This is a genomic window from Bacillus sp. FSL R5-0523 (genome assembly GCF_037975295.1).
Lineage (GTDB): Bacteria > Bacillota > Bacilli > Bacillales > Bacillaceae > Bacillus > Bacillus subtilis.
On the sequence record NZ_CP150251.1, the window covers coordinates 2,120,607 to 2,137,026 of the forward strand.

Annotated in this window: 24 protein-coding genes; 9 read left to right on the forward strand and 15 right to left on the reverse strand. The window is 42.6% G+C overall.

Features of this window, described 5'->3' with window-relative positions; all coding sequences use genetic code 11:
- Nucleotides 1-7 precede the first annotated feature (7 nt).
- From NYE53_RS10530 to rarD, 3 genes are all read right to left on the reverse strand, one after another.
- Nucleotides 8-358 carry a YojF family protein gene (locus NYE53_RS10530; RefSeq protein ID WP_003231213.1) on the reverse strand — a complete coding sequence of 117 codons (351 nt, stop codon included), beginning with the start codon at nt 356-358 and terminating at the stop codon, nt 8-10.
- On the reverse strand, nt 355-633 hold the full coding sequence (locus tag NYE53_RS10535) for a hypothetical protein (protein WP_336154385.1): 279 nt from the start codon (nt 631-633) through the stop codon (nt 355-357). Before NYE53_RS10535 ends, NYE53_RS10530 begins: the two co-directional genes overlap by 4 nt.
- 75 nt (nt 634-708) lie before the next feature.
- The gene (gene rarD, locus NYE53_RS10540) at nt 709-1,605 is read right to left on the reverse strand and encodes an EamA family transporter RarD (RefSeq protein ID WP_339244658.1); all 897 of its coding nucleotides are present in this window, start codon (nt 1,603-1,605) and stop codon (nt 709-711) included.
- Nucleotides 1,606-1,703: 98 nt separating this feature from the next.
- Between rarD and gerT the strand changes: the two genes are divergently transcribed.
- Nucleotides 1,704-2,165 (forward strand): spore germination protein GerT, encoded by a 462-nt coding sequence (gene gerT / locus NYE53_RS10545; RefSeq protein ID WP_021481480.1) that lies wholly within the window; start codon nt 1,704-1,706, stop codon nt 2,163-2,165.
- A 33-nt stretch (nt 2,166-2,198) separates the two neighbouring features.
- Here the strand turns inward: gerT and NYE53_RS10550 are convergent, their stop codons facing one another.
- A complete protein-coding gene (locus NYE53_RS10550; RefSeq protein WP_339244661.1) occupies nt 2,199-2,435 on the reverse strand; it encodes a hypothetical protein in 237 nt (78 codons plus the stop codon).
- Nucleotides 2,436-2,519: 84 nt separating this feature from the next.
- Nucleotides 2,520-3,854: a gluconate:H+ symporter gene (locus tag NYE53_RS10555; protein ID WP_339244664.1), complete on the reverse strand. Its 1,335-nt coding sequence runs from the start codon at nt 3,852-3,854 to the stop codon at nt 2,520-2,522.
- Between the two features lie 364 nt (nt 3,855-4,218).
- Between NYE53_RS10555 and NYE53_RS10560 the strand changes: the two genes are divergently transcribed.
- Nucleotides 4,219-4,608 (forward strand): tautomerase family protein, encoded by a 390-nt coding sequence (locus tag NYE53_RS10560; RefSeq protein WP_339244667.1) that lies wholly within the window; start codon nt 4,219-4,221, stop codon nt 4,606-4,608.
- 400 nt (nt 4,609-5,008) lie between these two features.
- Here NYE53_RS10560 and yodB read toward each other — a convergent pair whose 3' ends face one another.
- Nucleotides 5,009-5,347: a transcriptional regulator YodB gene (yodB, locus tag NYE53_RS10565; protein ID WP_004399427.1), complete on the reverse strand. Its 339-nt coding sequence runs from the start codon at nt 5,345-5,347 to the stop codon at nt 5,009-5,011.
- 129 nt (nt 5,348-5,476) lie between these two features.
- On the opposite strand from yodB, the gene NYE53_RS10570 reads away from it, so the two are divergent.
- Nucleotides 5,477-6,085, forward strand: coding sequence for a nitroreductase family protein (locus NYE53_RS10570; RefSeq protein WP_014477092.1), 609 nt, complete (start codon nt 5,477-5,479; stop codon nt 6,083-6,085).
- Nucleotides 6,086-6,127: 42 nt separating this feature from the next.
- Here NYE53_RS10570 and NYE53_RS10575 read toward each other — a convergent pair whose 3' ends face one another.
- Both NYE53_RS10575 and NYE53_RS10580 read right to left on the reverse strand, forming a co-directional pair.
- A complete protein-coding gene (locus tag NYE53_RS10575; RefSeq protein WP_069837576.1) occupies nt 6,128-6,730 on the reverse strand; it encodes an alpha/beta hydrolase in 603 nt (200 codons plus the stop codon).
- 15 nt (nt 6,731-6,745) lie between these two features.
- Complete coding sequence (locus NYE53_RS10580) at nt 6,746-7,657, reverse strand: ring-cleaving dioxygenase (protein WP_339244672.1); 912 nt, start codon at nt 7,655-7,657, stop codon at nt 6,746-6,748.
- Nucleotides 7,658-7,840: 183 nt separating this feature from the next.
- Here NYE53_RS10580 and NYE53_RS10585 point away from each other — a divergent pair, with 183 nt between their 5' ends.
- Both NYE53_RS10585 and NYE53_RS10590 read left to right on the forward strand, forming a co-directional pair.
- Nucleotides 7,841-8,041 carry a DUF3311 domain-containing protein gene (locus NYE53_RS10585; RefSeq protein WP_339244675.1) on the forward strand — a complete coding sequence of 67 codons (201 nt, stop codon included), beginning with the start codon at nt 7,841-7,843 and terminating at the stop codon, nt 8,039-8,041.
- Nucleotides 8,041-9,531 (forward strand): sodium:solute symporter, encoded by a 1,491-nt coding sequence (locus tag NYE53_RS10590; RefSeq protein ID WP_339244678.1) that lies wholly within the window; start codon nt 8,041-8,043, stop codon nt 9,529-9,531. Before NYE53_RS10585 ends, NYE53_RS10590 begins: the two co-directional genes overlap by 1 nt.
- Nucleotides 9,532-9,564: 33 nt before the next feature.
- On the opposite strand, the gene ctpA is transcribed toward NYE53_RS10590, so the two are convergent.
- Entirely contained in the window at nt 9,565-10,965 is a 1,401-nt protein-coding gene (ctpA, locus tag NYE53_RS10595; RefSeq protein WP_339244680.1) for a carboxy-terminal processing protease CtpA, read from the reverse strand.
- Nucleotides 10,966-11,117: 152 nt separating this feature from the next.
- On the opposite strand from ctpA, the gene NYE53_RS10600 reads away from it, so the two are divergent.
- Together NYE53_RS10600 and NYE53_RS10605 are read left to right on the forward strand one after the other, a co-directional pair.
- The gene (locus NYE53_RS10600; RefSeq protein ID WP_014480045.1) at nt 11,118-11,819 is read left to right on the forward strand and encodes a class I SAM-dependent methyltransferase; all 702 of its coding nucleotides are present in this window, start codon (nt 11,118-11,120) and stop codon (nt 11,817-11,819) included.
- Nucleotides 11,820-11,906: 87 nt separating this feature from the next.
- Nucleotides 11,907-12,158, forward strand: a complete 252-nt coding sequence (locus NYE53_RS10605; RefSeq protein WP_014477099.1) for a hypothetical protein — start codon at nt 11,907-11,909, stop codon at nt 12,156-12,158.
- 70 nt (nt 12,159-12,228) lie between these two features.
- Here NYE53_RS10605 and ldcB read toward each other — a convergent pair whose 3' ends face one another.
- Both ldcB and deoD read right to left on the reverse strand, forming a co-directional pair.
- A complete protein-coding gene (ldcB, locus tag NYE53_RS10610; RefSeq protein WP_014480046.1) occupies nt 12,229-13,050 on the reverse strand; it encodes an LD-carboxypeptidase LdcB in 822 nt (273 codons plus the stop codon).
- 82 nt (nt 13,051-13,132) lie between these two features.
- A complete protein-coding gene (gene deoD / locus NYE53_RS10615) occupies nt 13,133-13,834 on the reverse strand; it encodes a purine-nucleoside phosphorylase (RefSeq protein WP_003231176.1) in 702 nt (233 codons plus the stop codon).
- A gap of 201 nt (nt 13,835-14,035) precedes the next feature.
- Here deoD and NYE53_RS10620 point away from each other — a divergent pair, with 201 nt between their 5' ends.
- Nucleotides 14,036-14,161: a hypothetical protein gene (locus NYE53_RS10620; protein ID WP_003231174.1), complete on the forward strand. Its 126-nt coding sequence runs from the start codon at nt 14,036-14,038 to the stop codon at nt 14,159-14,161.
- Between the two features lie 39 nt (nt 14,162-14,200).
- Here the strand turns inward: NYE53_RS10620 and yodL are convergent, their stop codons facing one another.
- From yodL to NYE53_RS10635, 3 genes are all read right to left on the reverse strand, one after another.
- Entirely contained in the window at nt 14,201-14,515 is a 315-nt protein-coding gene (gene yodL / locus NYE53_RS10625) for a shape determination protein YodL (RefSeq protein ID WP_004399431.1), read from the reverse strand.
- A 60-nt stretch (nt 14,516-14,575) separates the two neighbouring features.
- Nucleotides 14,576-15,187 (reverse strand): phosphatidylglycerophosphatase PgpB, encoded by a 612-nt coding sequence (gene pgpB, locus NYE53_RS10630; RefSeq protein WP_339244683.1) that lies wholly within the window; start codon nt 15,185-15,187, stop codon nt 14,576-14,578.
- A gap of 77 nt (nt 15,188-15,264) precedes the next feature.
- Nucleotides 15,265-15,441, reverse strand: coding sequence for a YozD family protein (locus tag NYE53_RS10635; RefSeq protein WP_003231166.1), 177 nt, complete (start codon nt 15,439-15,441; stop codon nt 15,265-15,267).
- A 118-nt stretch (nt 15,442-15,559) separates the two neighbouring features.
- Between NYE53_RS10635 and NYE53_RS10640 the strand changes: the two genes are divergently transcribed.
- Nucleotides 15,560-15,703 carry a hypothetical protein gene (locus tag NYE53_RS10640; protein ID WP_003231164.1) on the forward strand — a complete coding sequence of 48 codons (144 nt, stop codon included), beginning with the start codon at nt 15,560-15,562 and terminating at the stop codon, nt 15,701-15,703.
- Here NYE53_RS10640 and NYE53_RS10645 read toward each other — a convergent pair.
- Nucleotides 15,700-16,380 carry a hypothetical protein gene (locus tag NYE53_RS10645; protein ID WP_014480050.1) on the reverse strand — a complete coding sequence of 227 codons (681 nt, stop codon included), beginning with the start codon at nt 16,378-16,380 and terminating at the stop codon, nt 15,700-15,702. The two genes, NYE53_RS10640 and NYE53_RS10645, sit on opposite strands and share 4 nt — an antisense overlap.
- Nucleotides 16,381-16,420 lie beyond the last annotated feature (40 nt).

The window sequence follows — 16,420 nt, forward strand, 5'->3', positions numbered from 1 at the left end:
CTTTTCTTTAAACTGTGAACGGTTTTTCGCTGATTTGCAGAGAAATAGCCAGTTTACCGCCCGGCAGGTGTCCCGCCATTAATAAACGGTTTTCTTCATCTACCGTGTATTCAGTCAAGCCTTCAGCATAAATCCAGCCTTCTTCTGTTTTCAAGCCAACGCGGTAAGGCCCGTTGCCTTTGATTTTTGCCTGATGATAAGTGACTTTTGCATTGCGGATATACGCAACAACCGTCATGTTCTTTTCATTTAAGTGCGCTGAATAAGAACCTGTGGTGGTTTCTAAATGGATATATACAGGGCGGTCCGCATATCGTTCTAAAGAAGCTTGCACATCTTCTTTTATGATTGCTTTCATGATTGCTCCCCTCTTTCTTCTTTTAAATACTCTGCACGTTTTGTATGTAATTTGACCAGCTGATATTTCACAGCCGGTTCGAGCTGTGAATTCACGATGCGCTGAATCGCGGCAAAATATTTTTCCAGCATCGGTTTTCGGAGTCTTGGATGTGTTCGTTTATCCAAAAGCTCAAGATCAATCGCCTCTGCTACCGCTTCTGCATTATCATGTGCGAGAGATCGGTTATTCCAAAGTGAAGCATAGGCTTTCACTATCTCTTTATCATTGTCCATCGTCTTGCTCCTTTATGTCTTACATACATGAAATGATTATACATAATATATGCATCAGCTGAAAAGCCAAAGGCCTCAATGGCTTTTTGACGCCCGTTTCCACTTCACTTGTGAAAACGTAAACAAGAGCAGCGCAGCCCATATACAGCTGAATGTAAAAGCCTTCGAGCTTGAAAATGGCTCATGGTAAACAAACAGCCCGATCAGAAGGGTAATGGTCGGCGCAATATATTGTAAGATACCGACTTGATACAGTGGCAGCCGTTTCGCTCCTTCCGCAAACAATAAGAGCGGCAAAGCCGTAAACACACCGGCCAAAAAGAGAAGCAGCCACGTCCCTCCGCTTTCTGCACCCGCTGGCTGAACATGTCCGCTGAACAGCAAATACCCTAATGCAATCGGCATAATCATGAATGTTTCCAGTGTTAAACCGATGGCGCTCGGCAGGCTTGTTCTTTTTTTGCTTAACCCGTACAGCCCAAAGCTGAATGCGAGGAGAAGCGCAACATAAGGAATGGAGCCGTATTGGAACGCCGAGATGATGACACCGGCTGCCGCAATCGAAACGGCCACTAATTGCAGGCGATTCAGTTTTTCCTTTAAAAATAAAATCCCAAGGAGCACTGATACAAGCGGATTAATGTAATAGCCAAGACTAGCCTCAAGCAAAAAGCCGTGGTTGACAGCCCATATGTATACAAACCAGTTGATCGAAATCAGGATAGAAGCAAGAAATAAAGAGAGGATCCCTCCGTTCTTTTTCAGAGAGCGCAGCTCCTGCCATCCTATTTTCCATTGCCGCAAGAAAAAAAGTACGATACACATAAAAACAAAAGACCATATAATACGATGAGCCAAAATATCAAGAGCCGGCAGCTGTTCGAGAAGCTTCCAATAGAGCGGAAACAGGCCCCACATGATAAAGGAAGCGGCTGTGTAAATAACGCCTTTTTTTGTTTCTGAATATTGCATTTATATCCCTGCCTTTCTTTAGAGCATCTTATATTATATCACGTGAAAGATCTGGCGGGCATATACTATTTTGTCCGTGAAGAAAGGATGTGAAGACAATGTTTGAGTGGAACAAGTACTTTCCTTTCCACAATCAATTTTCTAAAGAAGCATTAAAAAAAGCTGATCCGAAAGAAGTTGAAACGTATGTCAATCGTGTGATGGAAAGTGTGTTCGGCAGTGATTATGCGGCTCAATTTCCTTTCCGCGATCCTCTCCCCCAAAAAGAACAGCCCGCCAAACCTGATGTCAAACCTGATATTGATATATTCGAAACTGCAGACCATGTGTTTGTAAAGGTGCCAATCAGCGAAGAATGGCTGGAACAAGTGAGAATCAAACACACATCTCACGAATTATGGTTGGAAAACTTCCCAAGAGCAGATCATCCGAAAAAAGTAAATCTTCCTTGTTTAGTCAAACGCAAAGGAACAAAAGCCGTCTATAAGGATGGACTTCTGGAAGTCATGTTTCAAAAGCAGCAAGACTACAATATGTCCGAGGTAGAAATCATCCGATAAAAAACGGCCTGCAATCGATGCAGGCCGTTTTTATTAATAGAAGCCGGGATATCCCCCGTATGGCACGCCGGCACCAAAACCGTACGGTCCGCCTCCGTATCCATAAGGGCCAGGAGGATAGGCATAGGGACGAGAATAGTTAAACAGCGCACTTCCGAGAAAACCGCCTAATAAACCGCCGACTAGAGGAGCGCCAAACAAAAAAGGACTACGCGCCGGATATCCGGCTGGACCTGGGATTCCGCGATAACACGAATGATGAGGGTACATGATTTTTTCCTCCTTTATGTCTGCCTATACGTAAAGTATTCAGCAAGGAAGAAAAACGATTGGGCTACGGACTGTCTATGATTGTTACATCACAAGCCCTGCCAATAACACACAGCCGAGTCCTGTAACCGAAAGAACTGTTGTAAGCAGCGTCCAGGTTTGAAATGTTTCTTTCATGCTCAAGCCGAAAAATTCCTTTACCATCCAAAATCCTGCATCATTTACATGACACGCAATGACACTGCCGGCTCCTGTTGCAAGCACCATTAACGCGGGGTTTACACTGCCAGCTTCCATAAGCGGAGCTGCCATTCCCGCTGTGGTAAGTGCAGCCACGGTAGCAGAGCCTAGACACAGACGCAGAACCGCGGCGATGGTCCATGCAACGAATAGCGGCGACATGTTTGTTTGGCGGAAAAAATCAGCGACATAATCGCCGACCCCGCCGTCAATCAGCACCTGTTTAAACGCTCCTCCCCCTCCTATGATGAGCAGCATCATCGCAATTTGCGAAATTGATTCTGAAATAGATCTGCTGATTTCCTGCATAGATATTTTACGGGCATATCCCATCGTATAGAGTGCAAGCAACAGCGAAATGAGCATTGCCGTTCCCGGAGTGCCGATAAATTCTATAATGTCTTTTCCTTTTGAATGTTCATTCAATAATAAAGAAAAAACTGTTGCCATTGCCATAAAGATAACCGGGAATAAAGACGTGACAGCACTGATCGCAAAGCCCGGTGTTTCATCCAGCTGAAATTCTTTCCTCGGTCCTAACCCCGATAAGTTTCCATGCTTTTGATACGCACCAGGAAACCGTTTCATCGCAAATTTATTAAATAAAGGCCCGGCAATCATAGTTGTCGGAACAGCGATGATGATTCCAAAAAGCAGCACCTGGCCAATATGGGCACCGTATGCAACTGAGATAGCAGTTGGAGCAGGATGCGGGGGCAAAAATCCGTGAGTAACATTTAAGGCGGCGGCCATCGGGATTCCCATATACAGAAAAGGCATTTTTAATTCTTTAGCAATCGCGTAAACAATCGGTATCAACAGAACAAGACCCACTTCAAAAAACAGCGCAATACCGATGATAAAAGAGGCAACCACAACCGCCGCCTGTATTCGTTTCCTCCCGAATTTGTCAATCAGCGTAATGGCAATCCGGTAGCCGCCCCCAGCATCAGAGACAAGCCTCCCAAGCATCGCGCCAAGTCCAGACACTAAAGCTAAATGCCCCAGCTGCCCGCCAATTCCAGTCTCAATTGAAAGAACAATTTGATTGATATCCATTCCAAGTCCGATGGCTACTAAAAATGAAACGACAATCAGTGAGACAAAGGTATTTAATTTTACTTTAATAATGAGAAATAACAGAATCAGCACTCCGACAGCTACAATTAAAATCGGCATGGTACCCCTCCAAAAGTGTTTTATATGATTCTCGCGACAATGTTTTGGCGCTTTTCATGCCTAGATGAAAAGAAAACGCTTTCATCAATAACTAAAAACGTCTTGGTTATATGATTGTTATCTTTTGATCAACTAATATGTTCATACTAATCTCCTAATCAATGACTGTCAATCGTTTTTATGAGCTTGTCTCGATTACCTTTCGCCTAACTAAATGATGTATTAGTTATATGTTGATTAACTTTTGGTTATATGTTATGTTTTTTAGAGTTGTCTGCCAATCATTATATCTATCCATTGTCTGGAAGCAAATGAACCAATATGAGAACAGACGGATAACAACTTCACAAGAGGAGGAGTACACATGCCATTATTGCGTTTTGATGTAATTGAGGGCCGTGACGAAAAATCGCTGCAATTGTTATTAGATACTGCTCACCAAGCCATGGTTGAAGCATTTGGTGTTCCGGAAAGAGACCGTTATCAAATTGTCCATCAGCATCCCGCAAACGAGCTTATAATCCAAGATACGGAATTAGGGTTTCAGAGAACCAAGGATCTGGTCATCATCAGTATGACCAGCAAAGCAAGAACCGAAAGCCAAAAGGAAAAATTGTATGCTCTGCTTGCTGAAAGGCTAGAAGAAAAATGCGGAATTTCCCCTGAAGACCTCATGGTATCTATTACTGAGAATGGTGACGCAGACTGGAGTTTCGGTCTCGGTGAGGCGCAATTTTTGAATGGAAAACTATAAGCTTTCGTCTCCCCATAAAAAAGAAGAGAGAGCTCCAAAGAAGCTCTCTCTTTTTTTCATAAATGCGGAAGTCATCAGTATAGAAGCATCCAGCAATACGAAAAACCTGGATCTCCTTTTAGATCCGGTTTAAATGCCAATAGGAAGCTGACTTTGGCCGAAAATATAAAATTTTGCTGATTTGCATAATAAGATACATCATAATCCCCATTTACAATAGGTTGGATGTTATAGCTTATTGATCATTTCCTATTTTATATATCCCCTTCATATGCACATGACACTTTTGCCAATCCGGAAATGTCAGTCTGACAAATATAAAAAGTCATGTAAACGGGTGTGAACCGTACTTACATGACTCACCATGGAAACAAGAGCGCTTTTTCAGAGGCCGCTTTCCTTATTTCTCTTCTTCACACACTGTGTCACCAGGCTCGCAAAATTGATCGGCCCATGCCTGCATCTCTTGAAATACAGCTTGAAGCGCTGTTCCTTTTTCAGTCAGCGTGTAGATGACTTTGACCGGCGTTTCAGGGAGAACCTGCCGTTCGACAATCTCGTTTTGTTCAAGCTCCTTCAAGCGCTCTGCCAACATTTTTTGGCTGATCATCGGTATTGTTTCCGTTATCTCTTTAAACCGTTTCGGCCCATCCATTAGCACATGGATGATCAGACCGTTCCATCGTTTTCCCAGCAATGAGAATGCGGATTCCATTTTAGGGCACATCGTATTTCCCACAAGTCTTCATCCCTTCATCTATTGATTGACATGTATTCAATGATCCATTACAATAATCTTTCAAGTTACATTTAGTAAGCTTCTAACTTTTCTATTATCATACCACGTTTATCCGAAGGAGGAAACACTATGACGAATACTCTGGATGTTTTAAAAGCACGTGCATCTGTAAAGGAATATGATACAAATGCCCCGATCTCTAAGGAGGAGCTGACTGAGCTATTAGACCTTGCCGCTAAAGCGCCTTCCGCTTGGAACCTTCAGCATTGGCATTTTACAGTATTCCACAGCGATGAATCAAAAGCGGAGCTTCTTCCTGTAGCGTATAATCAAAAACAAATCGTTGAGTCTTCTGCTGTTGTTGCCATTTTAGGCGATTTAAAGGCAAATGAAAACGGTGAAGAAGTTTATGCTGAATTAGCAAGCCAAGGCTATATTACGGATGAAATCAAACAAACATTGCTCGGCCAAATCAACGGTGCTTACCAAAGCGAGCAATTCGCACGTGATTCCGCTTTCTTAAATGCTTCTTTAGCTGCTATGCAGCTTATGATTGCCGCAAAAGCAAAAGGTTATGACACTTGCGCAATTGGCGGATTTAACAAAGAGCAGTTCCAAAAGCAATTTGATATCAGTGAGCGCTATGTTCCGGTTATGCTTATTTCAATCGGCAAAGCAGTGAAGCCTGCGCATCAAAGCAACCGTCTGCCGCTTTCAAAAGTATCAACTTGGCTGTAAGGATATGAAAAACCTTAGTCCGAAATCCGGACTAAGGTTTTTTTATACAATCGCCTCTTTGTACCATTCACGAGCCTGTTCAGCTTCATGCTGAGTCAGCTGATGGCCCCCGTCCTGCCAGTAAACGGAGGCTGATGCCCCGCTGTCACGCAAATAGCGGTAAAGCTCTTCTGATTCTTCCTTCGTGCAAAGAGGATCGTATTTCCCGGCACCGATAAAAACAGGGAGCCCCGCCATATCAGGCAGCTCGATACCCCGAATCGGAACCATTGGATGATGCAGAATAGCCCCTTTTAACACATCTTTATAATGAAAAAGCAGGCTTGCCGCAATGTTTGCGCCGTTTGAATAACCGACTGCAATCACTTTGCCGCGATCAAACTGATGCGTTTCTGCAGCCTCGTCGATAAAATCTTTCAATTCTCTTGTCCGCACCACAAGATCCTTTTCATCAAAAACTCCTTCACTCAGACGTTTGAAAAATCGCGGCATTCCATTTTCAAGCACCGATCCTCTGACACCAAGCAAATGGGCATCAGGGTCTATAAACCGCCCCAATGAAAGCAGATCGTGTTCATTACCACCCGTGCCATGCAACAGCAAAAGTACGTTGTCAGATGTTCCTTTTTCATAAATATGCTTCATTATAAATTCCCCCTTTTAAAGTTCAGGTAAAATGTCTGTAATTTGTTGTCTATGTTTCTCCAGCCATTCAGGCAGTTTTAAGGAAGTCCCTAGCTCAGCAAACGTTTCATCTGTCATAAAGCCCGGTTCATCTGTGGCAATTTCAAATAAGATACCGCCTTTCTCCCTGAAATAAACTGATGTAAAGTATTCCCTGTCGAGAATTTCTGACGAAGGCAGATGGTTTTCAGCAATAATCGGCAGCCATTTCGCCTGTTCCTTTTTCTTAGTCCGAAACGCTATATGGTGTACCGTACCATATCCACCGACTCCTCTTTTTTCAGGATGTAAATGGACATCAATGACACCGCCGACGGCCGCTGAGGATGCCAGTCTGACAATCTGGTCTTCTTCGGCCACTTTGGTGTATCCAAAGCTTTCCGTTAACAATTGTATGGTCGCCTGCGGGTCGTAGGAATATAGCAGCACACCTTTCATTCCCGTAATTGCTTCATTTGTTGTGATCCCGTCAGGCGTCCACTCGCTTTTGCCGCTTTTCGCATCCTCCATGATCGCCAGCGGAAGGTCTTCTGTATCATCAAAAATAAGACCTTTTTCACCAAACAACGTTTTTTCCTCTAGGCTCAGCCCGCTTTTCTCAAGACGCTCCTTCCAAAAAGACAGGGAGCCTGAGGGAACTGAAAAGTACACCCGGCCCGCTTGGCCTTTTCCTACCGTTCCCTGTCCGCTTCCTTGGAACGGAAAAAAGGTCATTATTGTACCGGGATCTCCGTTTTGATTCCCAAAGTAAAAATGATACGTCCCGGGATCATCAAAGTTTACTGTTTTTTTAACAAGCCTGAGCCCAAGCACTTCTGTATAAAATCGCAAGTTTTCTTGCGGATCTCTGGCGAATGCTGTGACATGGTGCAATCCTTCTGTTTTCATTTTCTCACTCCTATTTATCTCGATTTCAAGATATTTATTATTTTAAACCTTTATTGAAAAGGATGCAAACCATGTGTTTTGATTAAATAATTGAAAAAATCATTTTTTTCTAATAATTATCTTGTGATCTTTTCTTACAACTGCTATTATAGTGAGCATTATCATGTTTCAGGAGGAAAGTAAATGGTTAAAAAAGCACTTATTGTTATTCTCATTCTTTTGCCATTCGTTCAGCTCGCGCTTTTGCCGCTTGTGAATCGAATAGAACCGATTTTGTTCGGCCTGCCGTTTTTCCACTTTTGGCTGCTGCTGTGGATTATTGTTACGCCGTTATGCTCGTTTGGCATTTATCAGATGCAAAAAAAAGATGGAGGACTTGAATAATGCAAGGGAATCTGACTGCACTTCTCATTACTTCTATTATTGTTTTAACCGTTGTCTGTATCGGCTTTCTCGCCGGAAGAGACAAATCCTCGCGCACTTCTGTGGAAGAATGGTCTGTCGGCGGCAGACGCTTCGGCGGTCTTCTCGTCTGGTTTTTAGTAGGCGCTGACCTTTATACGGCCTATACTTTCTTAGGGTTGACCAGTACTGCTTTTACAGGCGGAAGTGTTGCATTTTTCGCCATTCCTTATTCTGTGTTGGCCTTCTTTATCGCCTACTTCTTCTTGCCAAAACTTTGGAAAGTTGCGAAAATTCATAAATTAACAACACTCGCGGATTATGCCCGGGAACGTTTTAACAGTAAGCTTTTGGCAAGCCTCGTTGCCGTCGTTGGGGTACTCATGCTTATTCCGTACATATGCCTTCAGCTGAGCGGCATTCAAGACACGCTTCAGGTTGCCGGTACCGGATATATTAACGTAAAATTCGTTGTGATCATTTCATTTATTCTTGTTGCTCTTTACACATTCTTCAGCGGGATTAAAGGGCCCACATATACAGCCATCATTAAGGACATTTTAGTATGGGTCATTATGCTGTTTATGGTGGTGTCCCTCCCTCTCATTCATTTTAACGGCTGGACGCCAATGATTGACACGTTAGTGAAGGAAGCGCCGCAAATGCTGACGATACCGTCAGAAGGACCAAAAGGCATTCCTTGGTTTATCACAGCATCTATTGTTTCCGCTCTGGCACTTTTTATGTGGGCACACGCCGCTACAGGAGTTTTTACAGCGAAAAGCGCCGATGCAGTAAGAAAAAACAGCATGTTTTTGCCGCTTTACAATATTGTGTTAATTTTGGTCATTTTTCTTGGCTTTATCGCCTTTCTTATCCTGCCGGAAGATACAAATCCAAGACTCGCGCTGCTGCATTTGATTCAAACATCTTACGGCGGCGTGGCACAAGGTTTTGCATATGCCACTATCGCTCTTGCTTCATTAATACCTTGTTCCATTATGGCAATCGGCGCATCGAATTTATTCGCCAACAACCTATACCGGGATTTGATTCATCCGAATGTGTCCCAAAGCAAGCTGACCCTCGTCACACGTTCAATGGTGTTTGTTGTCATCGGTCTCGCGCTGCTGTTTGGAATGCTGTTCCCGACTGCCTTAGTGACACTCCAGCTATTAGGTGTATCCGGCATGGTGCAAATCTTCCCGGCGATTGCTGTCAGTCTATTCTGGAAGCGTCAAACGAAAGAAGCGACAGTTATCGGATTATTAGTCGGCCTTGCGGTTACGTTTATTGTGTATACCACTCAATCCGCACATGGCATTTATGAAGGATTCTGGGGATTGGCCGCCAACATGATCACTGTGGTTATCCTGAATCCGCTGTTCGTTAAAAACGCGGGATCCAATCCTGTCATTGAAGGTTTATTTGGCAAAAAACAAGACGCTAATCCAAATCAAAAGGGTGCATAAAAAAACCATACGCGGCAGCCGCGTATGGTTTTTTTACATTTCTTTTTTCAGTGTTTCAATTGCCTTTTCCATTTGCGTATCATTATCAGACAGCTTCTTTTGAAGTTCTATCATTAATTTCGTTGTTGTATCGCCAGTCAGTATGCCTGTTTCATTCAGCTTCTCTTTTTTCTGGAACTGTTTGACGACAGATACAAAATCCTGGTCATACGTACTGTTAACCTTCACCTTATAACCAAGTGCTTTAAGCATTTTCTGAGCCACTTTGACGTTTGTGCCTGTATCACCTGATTTGTACGTTTTATCTGCATCCAAATACGGCAGCTTCGCGTAATCAGGCAGCTCTGCTTTCACTTGAGGCTTGATGCCTTTTTTGTGAATCCATTCGCCGTCAGCAGTCAGCCATTTGGCAACTGTCAGTTTGACAGTAGAGCCATCATCATATTCTTTTGCCGTTTGTACTGTACCTTTGCCGAATGTCGTCTCGCCGATTAACGGTACGTTTGACGATTCATGAAGGGCAGCGGCCATAATTTCGGCTGCGCTTGCTGTACCGTCATTTACTAAAACGACGGTCGGCTTGGTCACTTTCCGTTCTTTTTCGGCCTTCATGACTTCTTTTGAACCGTTTTTGTATTCAACCTGCATGATGTTTTTCCCTTTATCAATGAACAGGTTGCTCATCGTAATCGCCTGTTCCATTAAGCCGCCCGGGTTGCCTCTCAAGTCTAAAATATAGCCTTTGGCGCCTTTTTTCTCTAAACCGTCAATCGCATCTGTCAGCTCTTTAGCTGTTGTTTCAGAGAAAGAAGTGATTTGAATTTCTCCAATGTTGTTGTCTTTCATCTCTGAATAGACAGTCTCTACAGGAATGGTATCGCGCTTAATGGAAAGATCGATATTCCCCACTCCCGCTCTGTTCAGTTCAAGCTTCACCTTTGTGCCCTTTTTGCCTCGGATTAAAGCGACGGCTTCATTTACATTCATGCCTTTTACGCTTTTTCCATTTACCTTAATGATTTGGTCCCTCGGTTTGATACCGGCTTTTTCAGCAGGTGAACCTTTAATTGGGGATACAATAAGGATTTCTCCGTCTTTCTCCTCTACTTGGGCTCCGATTCCTTCAAAAGATGCTGAAATCGTCTCGTCGAATGATTTCGCTTGCTCTTGATCCATATATGTAGAATACGGATCATCCAGTGATTGAATCATTCCTTTAATTGCTCCGTCTACTAATTTGTCATCATCTGTTTTTTGGTAATAATCACTTTTGATTTGCTCATACGCTTTATTTAATTTGTCGAACTTGCTGTCTCCTGTGCTTGTTGATTTTTGGCCCAGGATACTGGAATTGCCCGTAATAAATAAAGTAAGCGCCGAAGCGACAACTGCAGTGATCAGCACAATAAAAAACAGTTTTAATTGCCGTTTCAATTAAACACCACCTTTTTCTTCTTACATTATTATCATGGACGAATTCTTATTCGTCAACTCGGAGCAGAAATGAAAGAGAAACGCCCTTCTTTTGCTTTTCATAAACCTATGTCTTTATACGACATATGATAAGGAAAAAGGAGGATTCGATATTGAGCCGATATTTAGAAATGCTGTCCTTATTCGGTGTCGCAGGGGCGCACCCAGGCGGGCTGGCTTTTTCAAAAGCGGTCTTGCAAAAGGCTGCACCCTCTCCGAATCAGCCGATTCTTGATGCCGGATGCGGAACAGGGCAAACGGCGGCTTATTTAGGACATTTGCTGTATCCTGTAACAGTCGTTGATAAAGATCCTATTATGCTTGAGAAAGCGAAAAAAAGATTTGCGAATGAAGGGCTTGCCATCCCTGCTTATCAGGCGGAGCTGGAACATCTCCCGTTTTCTTCTGAGTCCTTTTCCTGTGTCCTGTCAGAATCGGTCCTCAGTTTTTCACGCCTGACATCCTCTCTTCAAGAAATTTCAAGAGTTTTAAAACCCGGCGGGATGCTGATTGGTATCGAAGCTGCTTTAAAAAAACCGATGCCCCCTGCAGAAAAGAAGCAAATGATGGATTTTTACGGATTTACTTGCTTACATGAAGAAAGCGAATGGCATAAACTCCTAAGATCCTATGGCTTTCAAAAAACAGAAGCGATGACACTTCTTCCGGAAGACATGGAATTTGAACCAACCACAGAAATGGATTTATCGCAAACGATTGATCCCATCTATTACGATACGCTTCAAACACATTATCAGCTCATGCAGTTATATAGTGAGTACATGGGTCATTGTATTTTTATCGCGTACAAGTAAAACGGCGTATCGCCCCCTGTTTTCGTCCAACCTTTTTTTCCTATCTATCATATGCTGATAGAAAGTCAGGATAGGAGGGGAACAATATTGGAGAGATATTATCATCTTTGCAAAAACCATCAAGGTAAAGTCGTCAGAATTACAGAGAGAGGCGGGAGAGTTCACGTCGGCAGAATTACCCGTGTAACAAGAGACAGAGTTTTTATAGCTCCGACCGGCGGAGGGCCAAGAGGTTTCGGTTACGGATATTGGGGCGGTTATTGGGGATACGGAGCAGCTTACGGGATTTCCCTCGGTTTAATTACAGGGGTCGCTCTTGCTGGTTTATTCTTCTGGTGAGCATAGAACAAATGCTAGATTCACCAGACACAATGAAGCCCGCTTATCTAGTGTAAGCGGGCTTTTCATTTTAAATTTTCTTCACTTTTTCAAAGTACTCTTCAAGCGTTAAATCATTATCTTGGATGACCTTTGCGGCTTTTTTGCCTACATAGCGCAAATGCCATGGCTCATATTCATATTTCGTGATATCTTCTTTATTTTTTGGATAGCGAATGATAAAGCCATATTTATAAGCATTGTCCTGCACCCATTTCCCGTCTGCCGTGCTTCCGAACGCTTCATTTAGCTCAAAGCCATTGCTCCGGCTCGAAATGTCCATCGCAAGGCCTGTTTGGTGCTCGCTTTCACCAGGGTAAGCGACCGCTTCCTTTGCCTTCTTTTCCCCTTTTAGGCTTACTTCATTGTCAAAAATGACTTTCTGTCTGTCATACGAACGGTACCCTGAGACAGCTGCCAGTTCATAGCCTTCCTTTTTGGCAGCATCGAACATTGTTTTTAATGCGTCGGCCGCTTCTTTTCTGATGTAACGTTTTTGAATCTTTTCTTCAAAAGAAAACTCTACATCAGGTATGACAAGATCGCTAGGTTCATAGTTTCCGGGCAGTGCATATTGTTTATTGACAAGCGCGAGTATATTTTCTGGATTTTGAATGGTTTCCAGACCATCGACTTTTTTAATATCATTGAAATACTGGCTTTCCAATGAAAACTCACTGTTTTGAGTGTTTGATTTTTTGCTGTCAGCTGTTTTTTGTTCTGTTTGCTTTGTTTCTGCTGTGGTTTTCGTATCCTTTTGAGCATCTCCGTTCGACATGCTGCAGCCGGCTCCGACTATTGCCGTTACACTCAGAGCGGCAGCCAGTGAGAACCATTTACCGGACTTTTTCATATTACATTACCTTCCTTTTATCAATCGTTTCCGCATTCATAAAGAAGAGGCTGCCGGCACCCAGCACGCCTCTTGATATATTTTATTGTGATACGGAATGTAAAGCCACTTCTATCATATCATGAAATGTCGTTTGACGCTCTTCCGCTGTCGTTTCTTCTCCTGTTAATACGTGATCACTCACGGTGAGAATTGACAGGGCTTTTCTTCCGTGCTTCGCTGCTAATGTATACAATGCAGTTGTTTCCATTTCAACGCCAAGCACACCGTATTTTGCAAGTTTTTCAATTTGCGAATCGTCATTGTAGAACTGGTCAGCTGTAAATACGCTTCCTACAGTCACCGGCACACCTTTATCCTTTGCGGCATCATAGGCATTTTTTAAAAGCTCGAAATCTGCGCAAGGCGCAAAATCAACGCTTCCGAAAGCAACTCTGTTCATTTGTGAATCAGTTGAGGAGGTCATCGCCAAAATGACGTCTCGCACTTTGACATCTTTACGAATAGCGCCGCAGGAACCGACTCTTATTAGATTTTGCACATCGTAGCTTTGAATTAATTCATTCACATAAATTGAAATAGACGGAACGCCCATTCCCGTGCCTTGTACTGAGATTTTTTTACCTTTATATGTACCCGTAAATCCATACATGCCTCTGACTTCATTGTAGCATTCTACATTTTCAAGATACGTTTCTGCAATAAATTTTGCTCTGAGAGGATCTCCCGGCAAAAGCACTGTATCCGCAATTTGTCCTTTTTCAGCACCTATATGTACACTCATCTCATATCCTCCTGTAAATCTAAATTATCATCCAGCCCGTCCATTTTACAACGAATGTCATGATGAAACAAACTTCAGCATTGATTATAAAGGAATATGTCGAAAAAAGAAATGTTCGAGGATCTGTTAGGCACTTCCTCAGAAAAACGGATAATCGGGGTGTTAATTTGAAAACCTAACCGCAGGAAGGAGGGGTGGGACATGGGTAAAAAACATCGCAACCGGATCACCGGCCAAAAAAAGAACAATCATATACCTGAAAAAGATATCATTGCAGCTGAAGAAGCACACGGGAAAGAATATTCTGCTGCCAAACGCAAGCCTTAAAACTGCAGAAAACTGCGGGTTTCCGCAGTTTTCTTTTCATTATGTCGTTTGTACAATCAGACGATTGATTTTCCTCCAGCCGGCGGGAAGCAGTTGATAATATGTTTTCCCTTTTCTGCCTTCATCAATCAGGATCACGTCCCCTGTGGCCATGAATCTTGCATCATAATCACTCGGAACAGTGTCGAATACATTAAACAAAGAGAATGCTCTTTTCAGCACGTCTTGATGATCGCTCCCGTTCAGTTCAGTTCGATAGACGGCTCTGTAGCCCTTTTTTTCGCCAAACCGGGGTGTCTGAAATATTGTCACGTCATAGGAACAAGACTTCTTTTTAAACACGGATAACATCATCAAGATCCCCTCCCTTTTATTTCTTTAACATATTGGCGTTTTTGCTGTGTTTTCCTCTCTCTATTTTTGTCGAAACTGCTTAATCTTTTCGTCAAAACCTTTTACTAGGAAAAACAGAAGCAAGCCGAGGCTAAAGCCGCCTAACACATCTGTCACAAAATGAACCCCCAGATAGACTCTGCTTATGCCGACCAAAACAGCAATTACACCGGCTATGATATATACCATTTTTTTATGCTTGGACAAAAACGGGAGGTGTTTCACTAAAAAGTAAGCAATAACAGGATAGACACAAGCCGCATTCATGGAATGGCCGCTCGGAAAACTGAAGGATGATTCATGAACCAGCGGTGCAAAATCAGGCCTCACTCTTTCGATCCATTCTTTTAAGACTTTGTTTAACAGCCGATCTGTGCCGAATACTAAGAGCATCAACAGGCCGTCCCATGTTTTTCTGTAGAAAAACATGCCTGCTCCAATGATGACAATTAGAGGGAGCAGAAAAGAAGAAGCACCAAGATGCGTGATCCCCGTCATGACTTCATTAAGCCATGGCTGACGGATCAAAACAGCTGCCTTGCTTATTGCTTCATCTGCAGATTGAACAGCATTTGTATGAATGGCCGCAGCTAGAATTAAAAAGAAAAGAAACAAACTAACGGGCTTGTACAATTTTAACCACCTCAATTTTCACAGAAGTCATAGAACATGAATAATAAAACCGGAGCTGACCGCTCCGGTTTTAAGCCTCACTCATCTTCATCCAGCTCTTCATCTATCATACATTTTTCTATCAAATAATCAAAGGTAATATCAGCGATTTCAAACAGCTCATCCTCACTCGGTATGTAGCCCCGTCTTGCAAGCTCTCTGTAAAAAAATTCAGCGATTTCTTCCGTATCAATCACAAGATCTATTTCTTTCATCTCCGTACCGCCTCCTTTTTTATGTTTTATGAAAAAACAGGCTGAATTATACCCGGTGTTCTAAACAATTCTTTCAGTCATATATTGAATAAAAAACGAGCCATGGGAGGCTGACGCTATGATTGCTAAAATGATGGAAGCACTGGACGGAGAAAGATTTGATATCATAATGGAAAAAACGCTCAAAGGAATGACGCGTGTGATGATTTGGGGCTGTCTGCCATATTTTTTATATGTCTTGATCCGTATGTTCACAAACTAACTGAAATGCTCTTTTAAACTTTCCAAAACAAACATCATCATGTCTTTATATTCTTCATCATGAAACATTTCGTACAGAATTTTGTAGTCATTATAAATATCCAGAAGCTCATCAACAATTGACACAGCAAGGATGTGAAGGGTATCTTGATCTTCATCATCGCCTTCAAACTGAAGAAGAGCAGACGATGCGATATCTTCGCCGATCTCATGGCCAGTTTCTCCGACATAATGGACAAACAACAGCTGATGCACAAACTGGTCCATTTCATATTTTCTAAGCACCAGCGTGAGATCCTCTTCCTCCGTTTCAAGCCACTCTCCATCCTTTAAACGGGTCAGCTCATAAATGATATCTTCCCAGCCATCTTCTAAATATCTCCAAATTTCTGTTCTATGGCCGATAATGCGAAAGAGTTCTTTTCCATAATCTTTTACATAAACAACGTCCCCAATAAGGAATTCATACTCAATATCAAGCTTCTCCATGTCGACAATGACACCCTCATAATCTTTATAAAGCTGAATAGATGATTCAAAGTATAAAACTTCGTTATGATTGACTTCATAAAGATAGTGTTTATCAATTTGGTGTACTTTTGTGATGGTGCCGACTGTTCCATACATAATGACGACTACGATATCCCCTACTTGGAATTTCGGTTTATTTTGCTTCATGGTGTCTCCCCCTCGCCGCAACATTTCTCATACGCTATCG

Coding starts and splice junctions, on each gene's coding strand:
- NYE53_RS10530 (WP_003231213.1), bottom strand. CDS start 358: ATGAAAGCAATCATAAAAGAAGATGTGCAAGCTTCTTTAGAACGATAT.
- NYE53_RS10535 (WP_336154385.1), bottom strand. CDS start 633: ATGGACAATGATAAAGAGATAGTGAAAGCCTATGCTTCACTTTGGAAT.
- rarD (WP_339244658.1), bottom strand. CDS start 1,605: ATGCAATATTCAGAAACAAAAAAAGGCGTTATTTACACAGCCGCTTCC.
- gerT (WP_021481480.1), top strand. CDS start 1,704: ATGTTTGAGTGGAACAAGTACTTTCCTTTCCACAATCAATTTTCTAAA.
- NYE53_RS10550 (WP_339244661.1), bottom strand. CDS start 2,435: ATGTACCCTCATCATTCGTGTTATCGCGGAATCCCAGGTCCAGCCGGA.
- NYE53_RS10555 (WP_339244664.1), bottom strand. CDS start 3,854: ATGCCGATTTTAATTGTAGCTGTCGGAGTGCTGATTCTGTTATTTCTC.
- NYE53_RS10560 (WP_339244667.1), top strand. CDS start 4,219: ATGCCATTATTGCGTTTTGATGTAATTGAGGGCCGTGACGAAAAATCG.
- NYE53_RS10570 (WP_014477092.1), top strand. CDS start 5,477: ATGACGAATACTCTGGATGTTTTAAAAGCACGTGCATCTGTAAAGGAA.
- NYE53_RS10575 (WP_069837576.1), bottom strand. CDS start 6,730: ATGAAGCATATTTATGAAAAAGGAACATCTGACAACGTACTTTTGCTG.
- NYE53_RS10580 (WP_339244672.1), bottom strand. CDS start 7,657: ATGAAAACAGAAGGATTGCACCATGTCACAGCATTCGCCAGAGATCCG.
- NYE53_RS10585 (WP_339244675.1), top strand. CDS start 7,841: ATGGTTAAAAAAGCACTTATTGTTATTCTCATTCTTTTGCCATTCGTT.
- NYE53_RS10590 (WP_339244678.1), top strand. CDS start 8,041: ATGCAAGGGAATCTGACTGCACTTCTCATTACTTCTATTATTGTTTTA.
- ldcB (WP_014480046.1), bottom strand. CDS start 13,050: ATGAAAAAGTCCGGTAAATGGTTCTCACTGGCTGCCGCTCTGAGTGTA.
- deoD (WP_003231176.1), bottom strand. CDS start 13,834: ATGAGTGTACATATAGGTGCTGAAAAAGGACAAATTGCGGATACAGTG.
- NYE53_RS10620 (WP_003231174.1), top strand. CDS start 14,036: ATGGGTAAAAAACATCGCAACCGGATCACCGGCCAAAAAAAGAACAAT.
- yodL (WP_004399431.1), bottom strand. CDS start 14,515: ATGATGTTATCCGTGTTTAAAAAGAAGTCTTGTTCCTATGACGTGACA.
- NYE53_RS10635 (WP_003231166.1), bottom strand. CDS start 15,441: ATGAAAGAAATAGATCTTGTGATTGATACGGAAGAAATCGCTGAATTT.
- NYE53_RS10640 (WP_003231164.1), top strand. CDS start 15,560: ATGATTGCTAAAATGATGGAAGCACTGGACGGAGAAAGATTTGATATC.
- NYE53_RS10645 (WP_014480050.1), bottom strand. CDS start 16,380: ATGAAGCAAAATAAACCGAAATTCCAAGTAGGGGATATCGTAGTCGTC.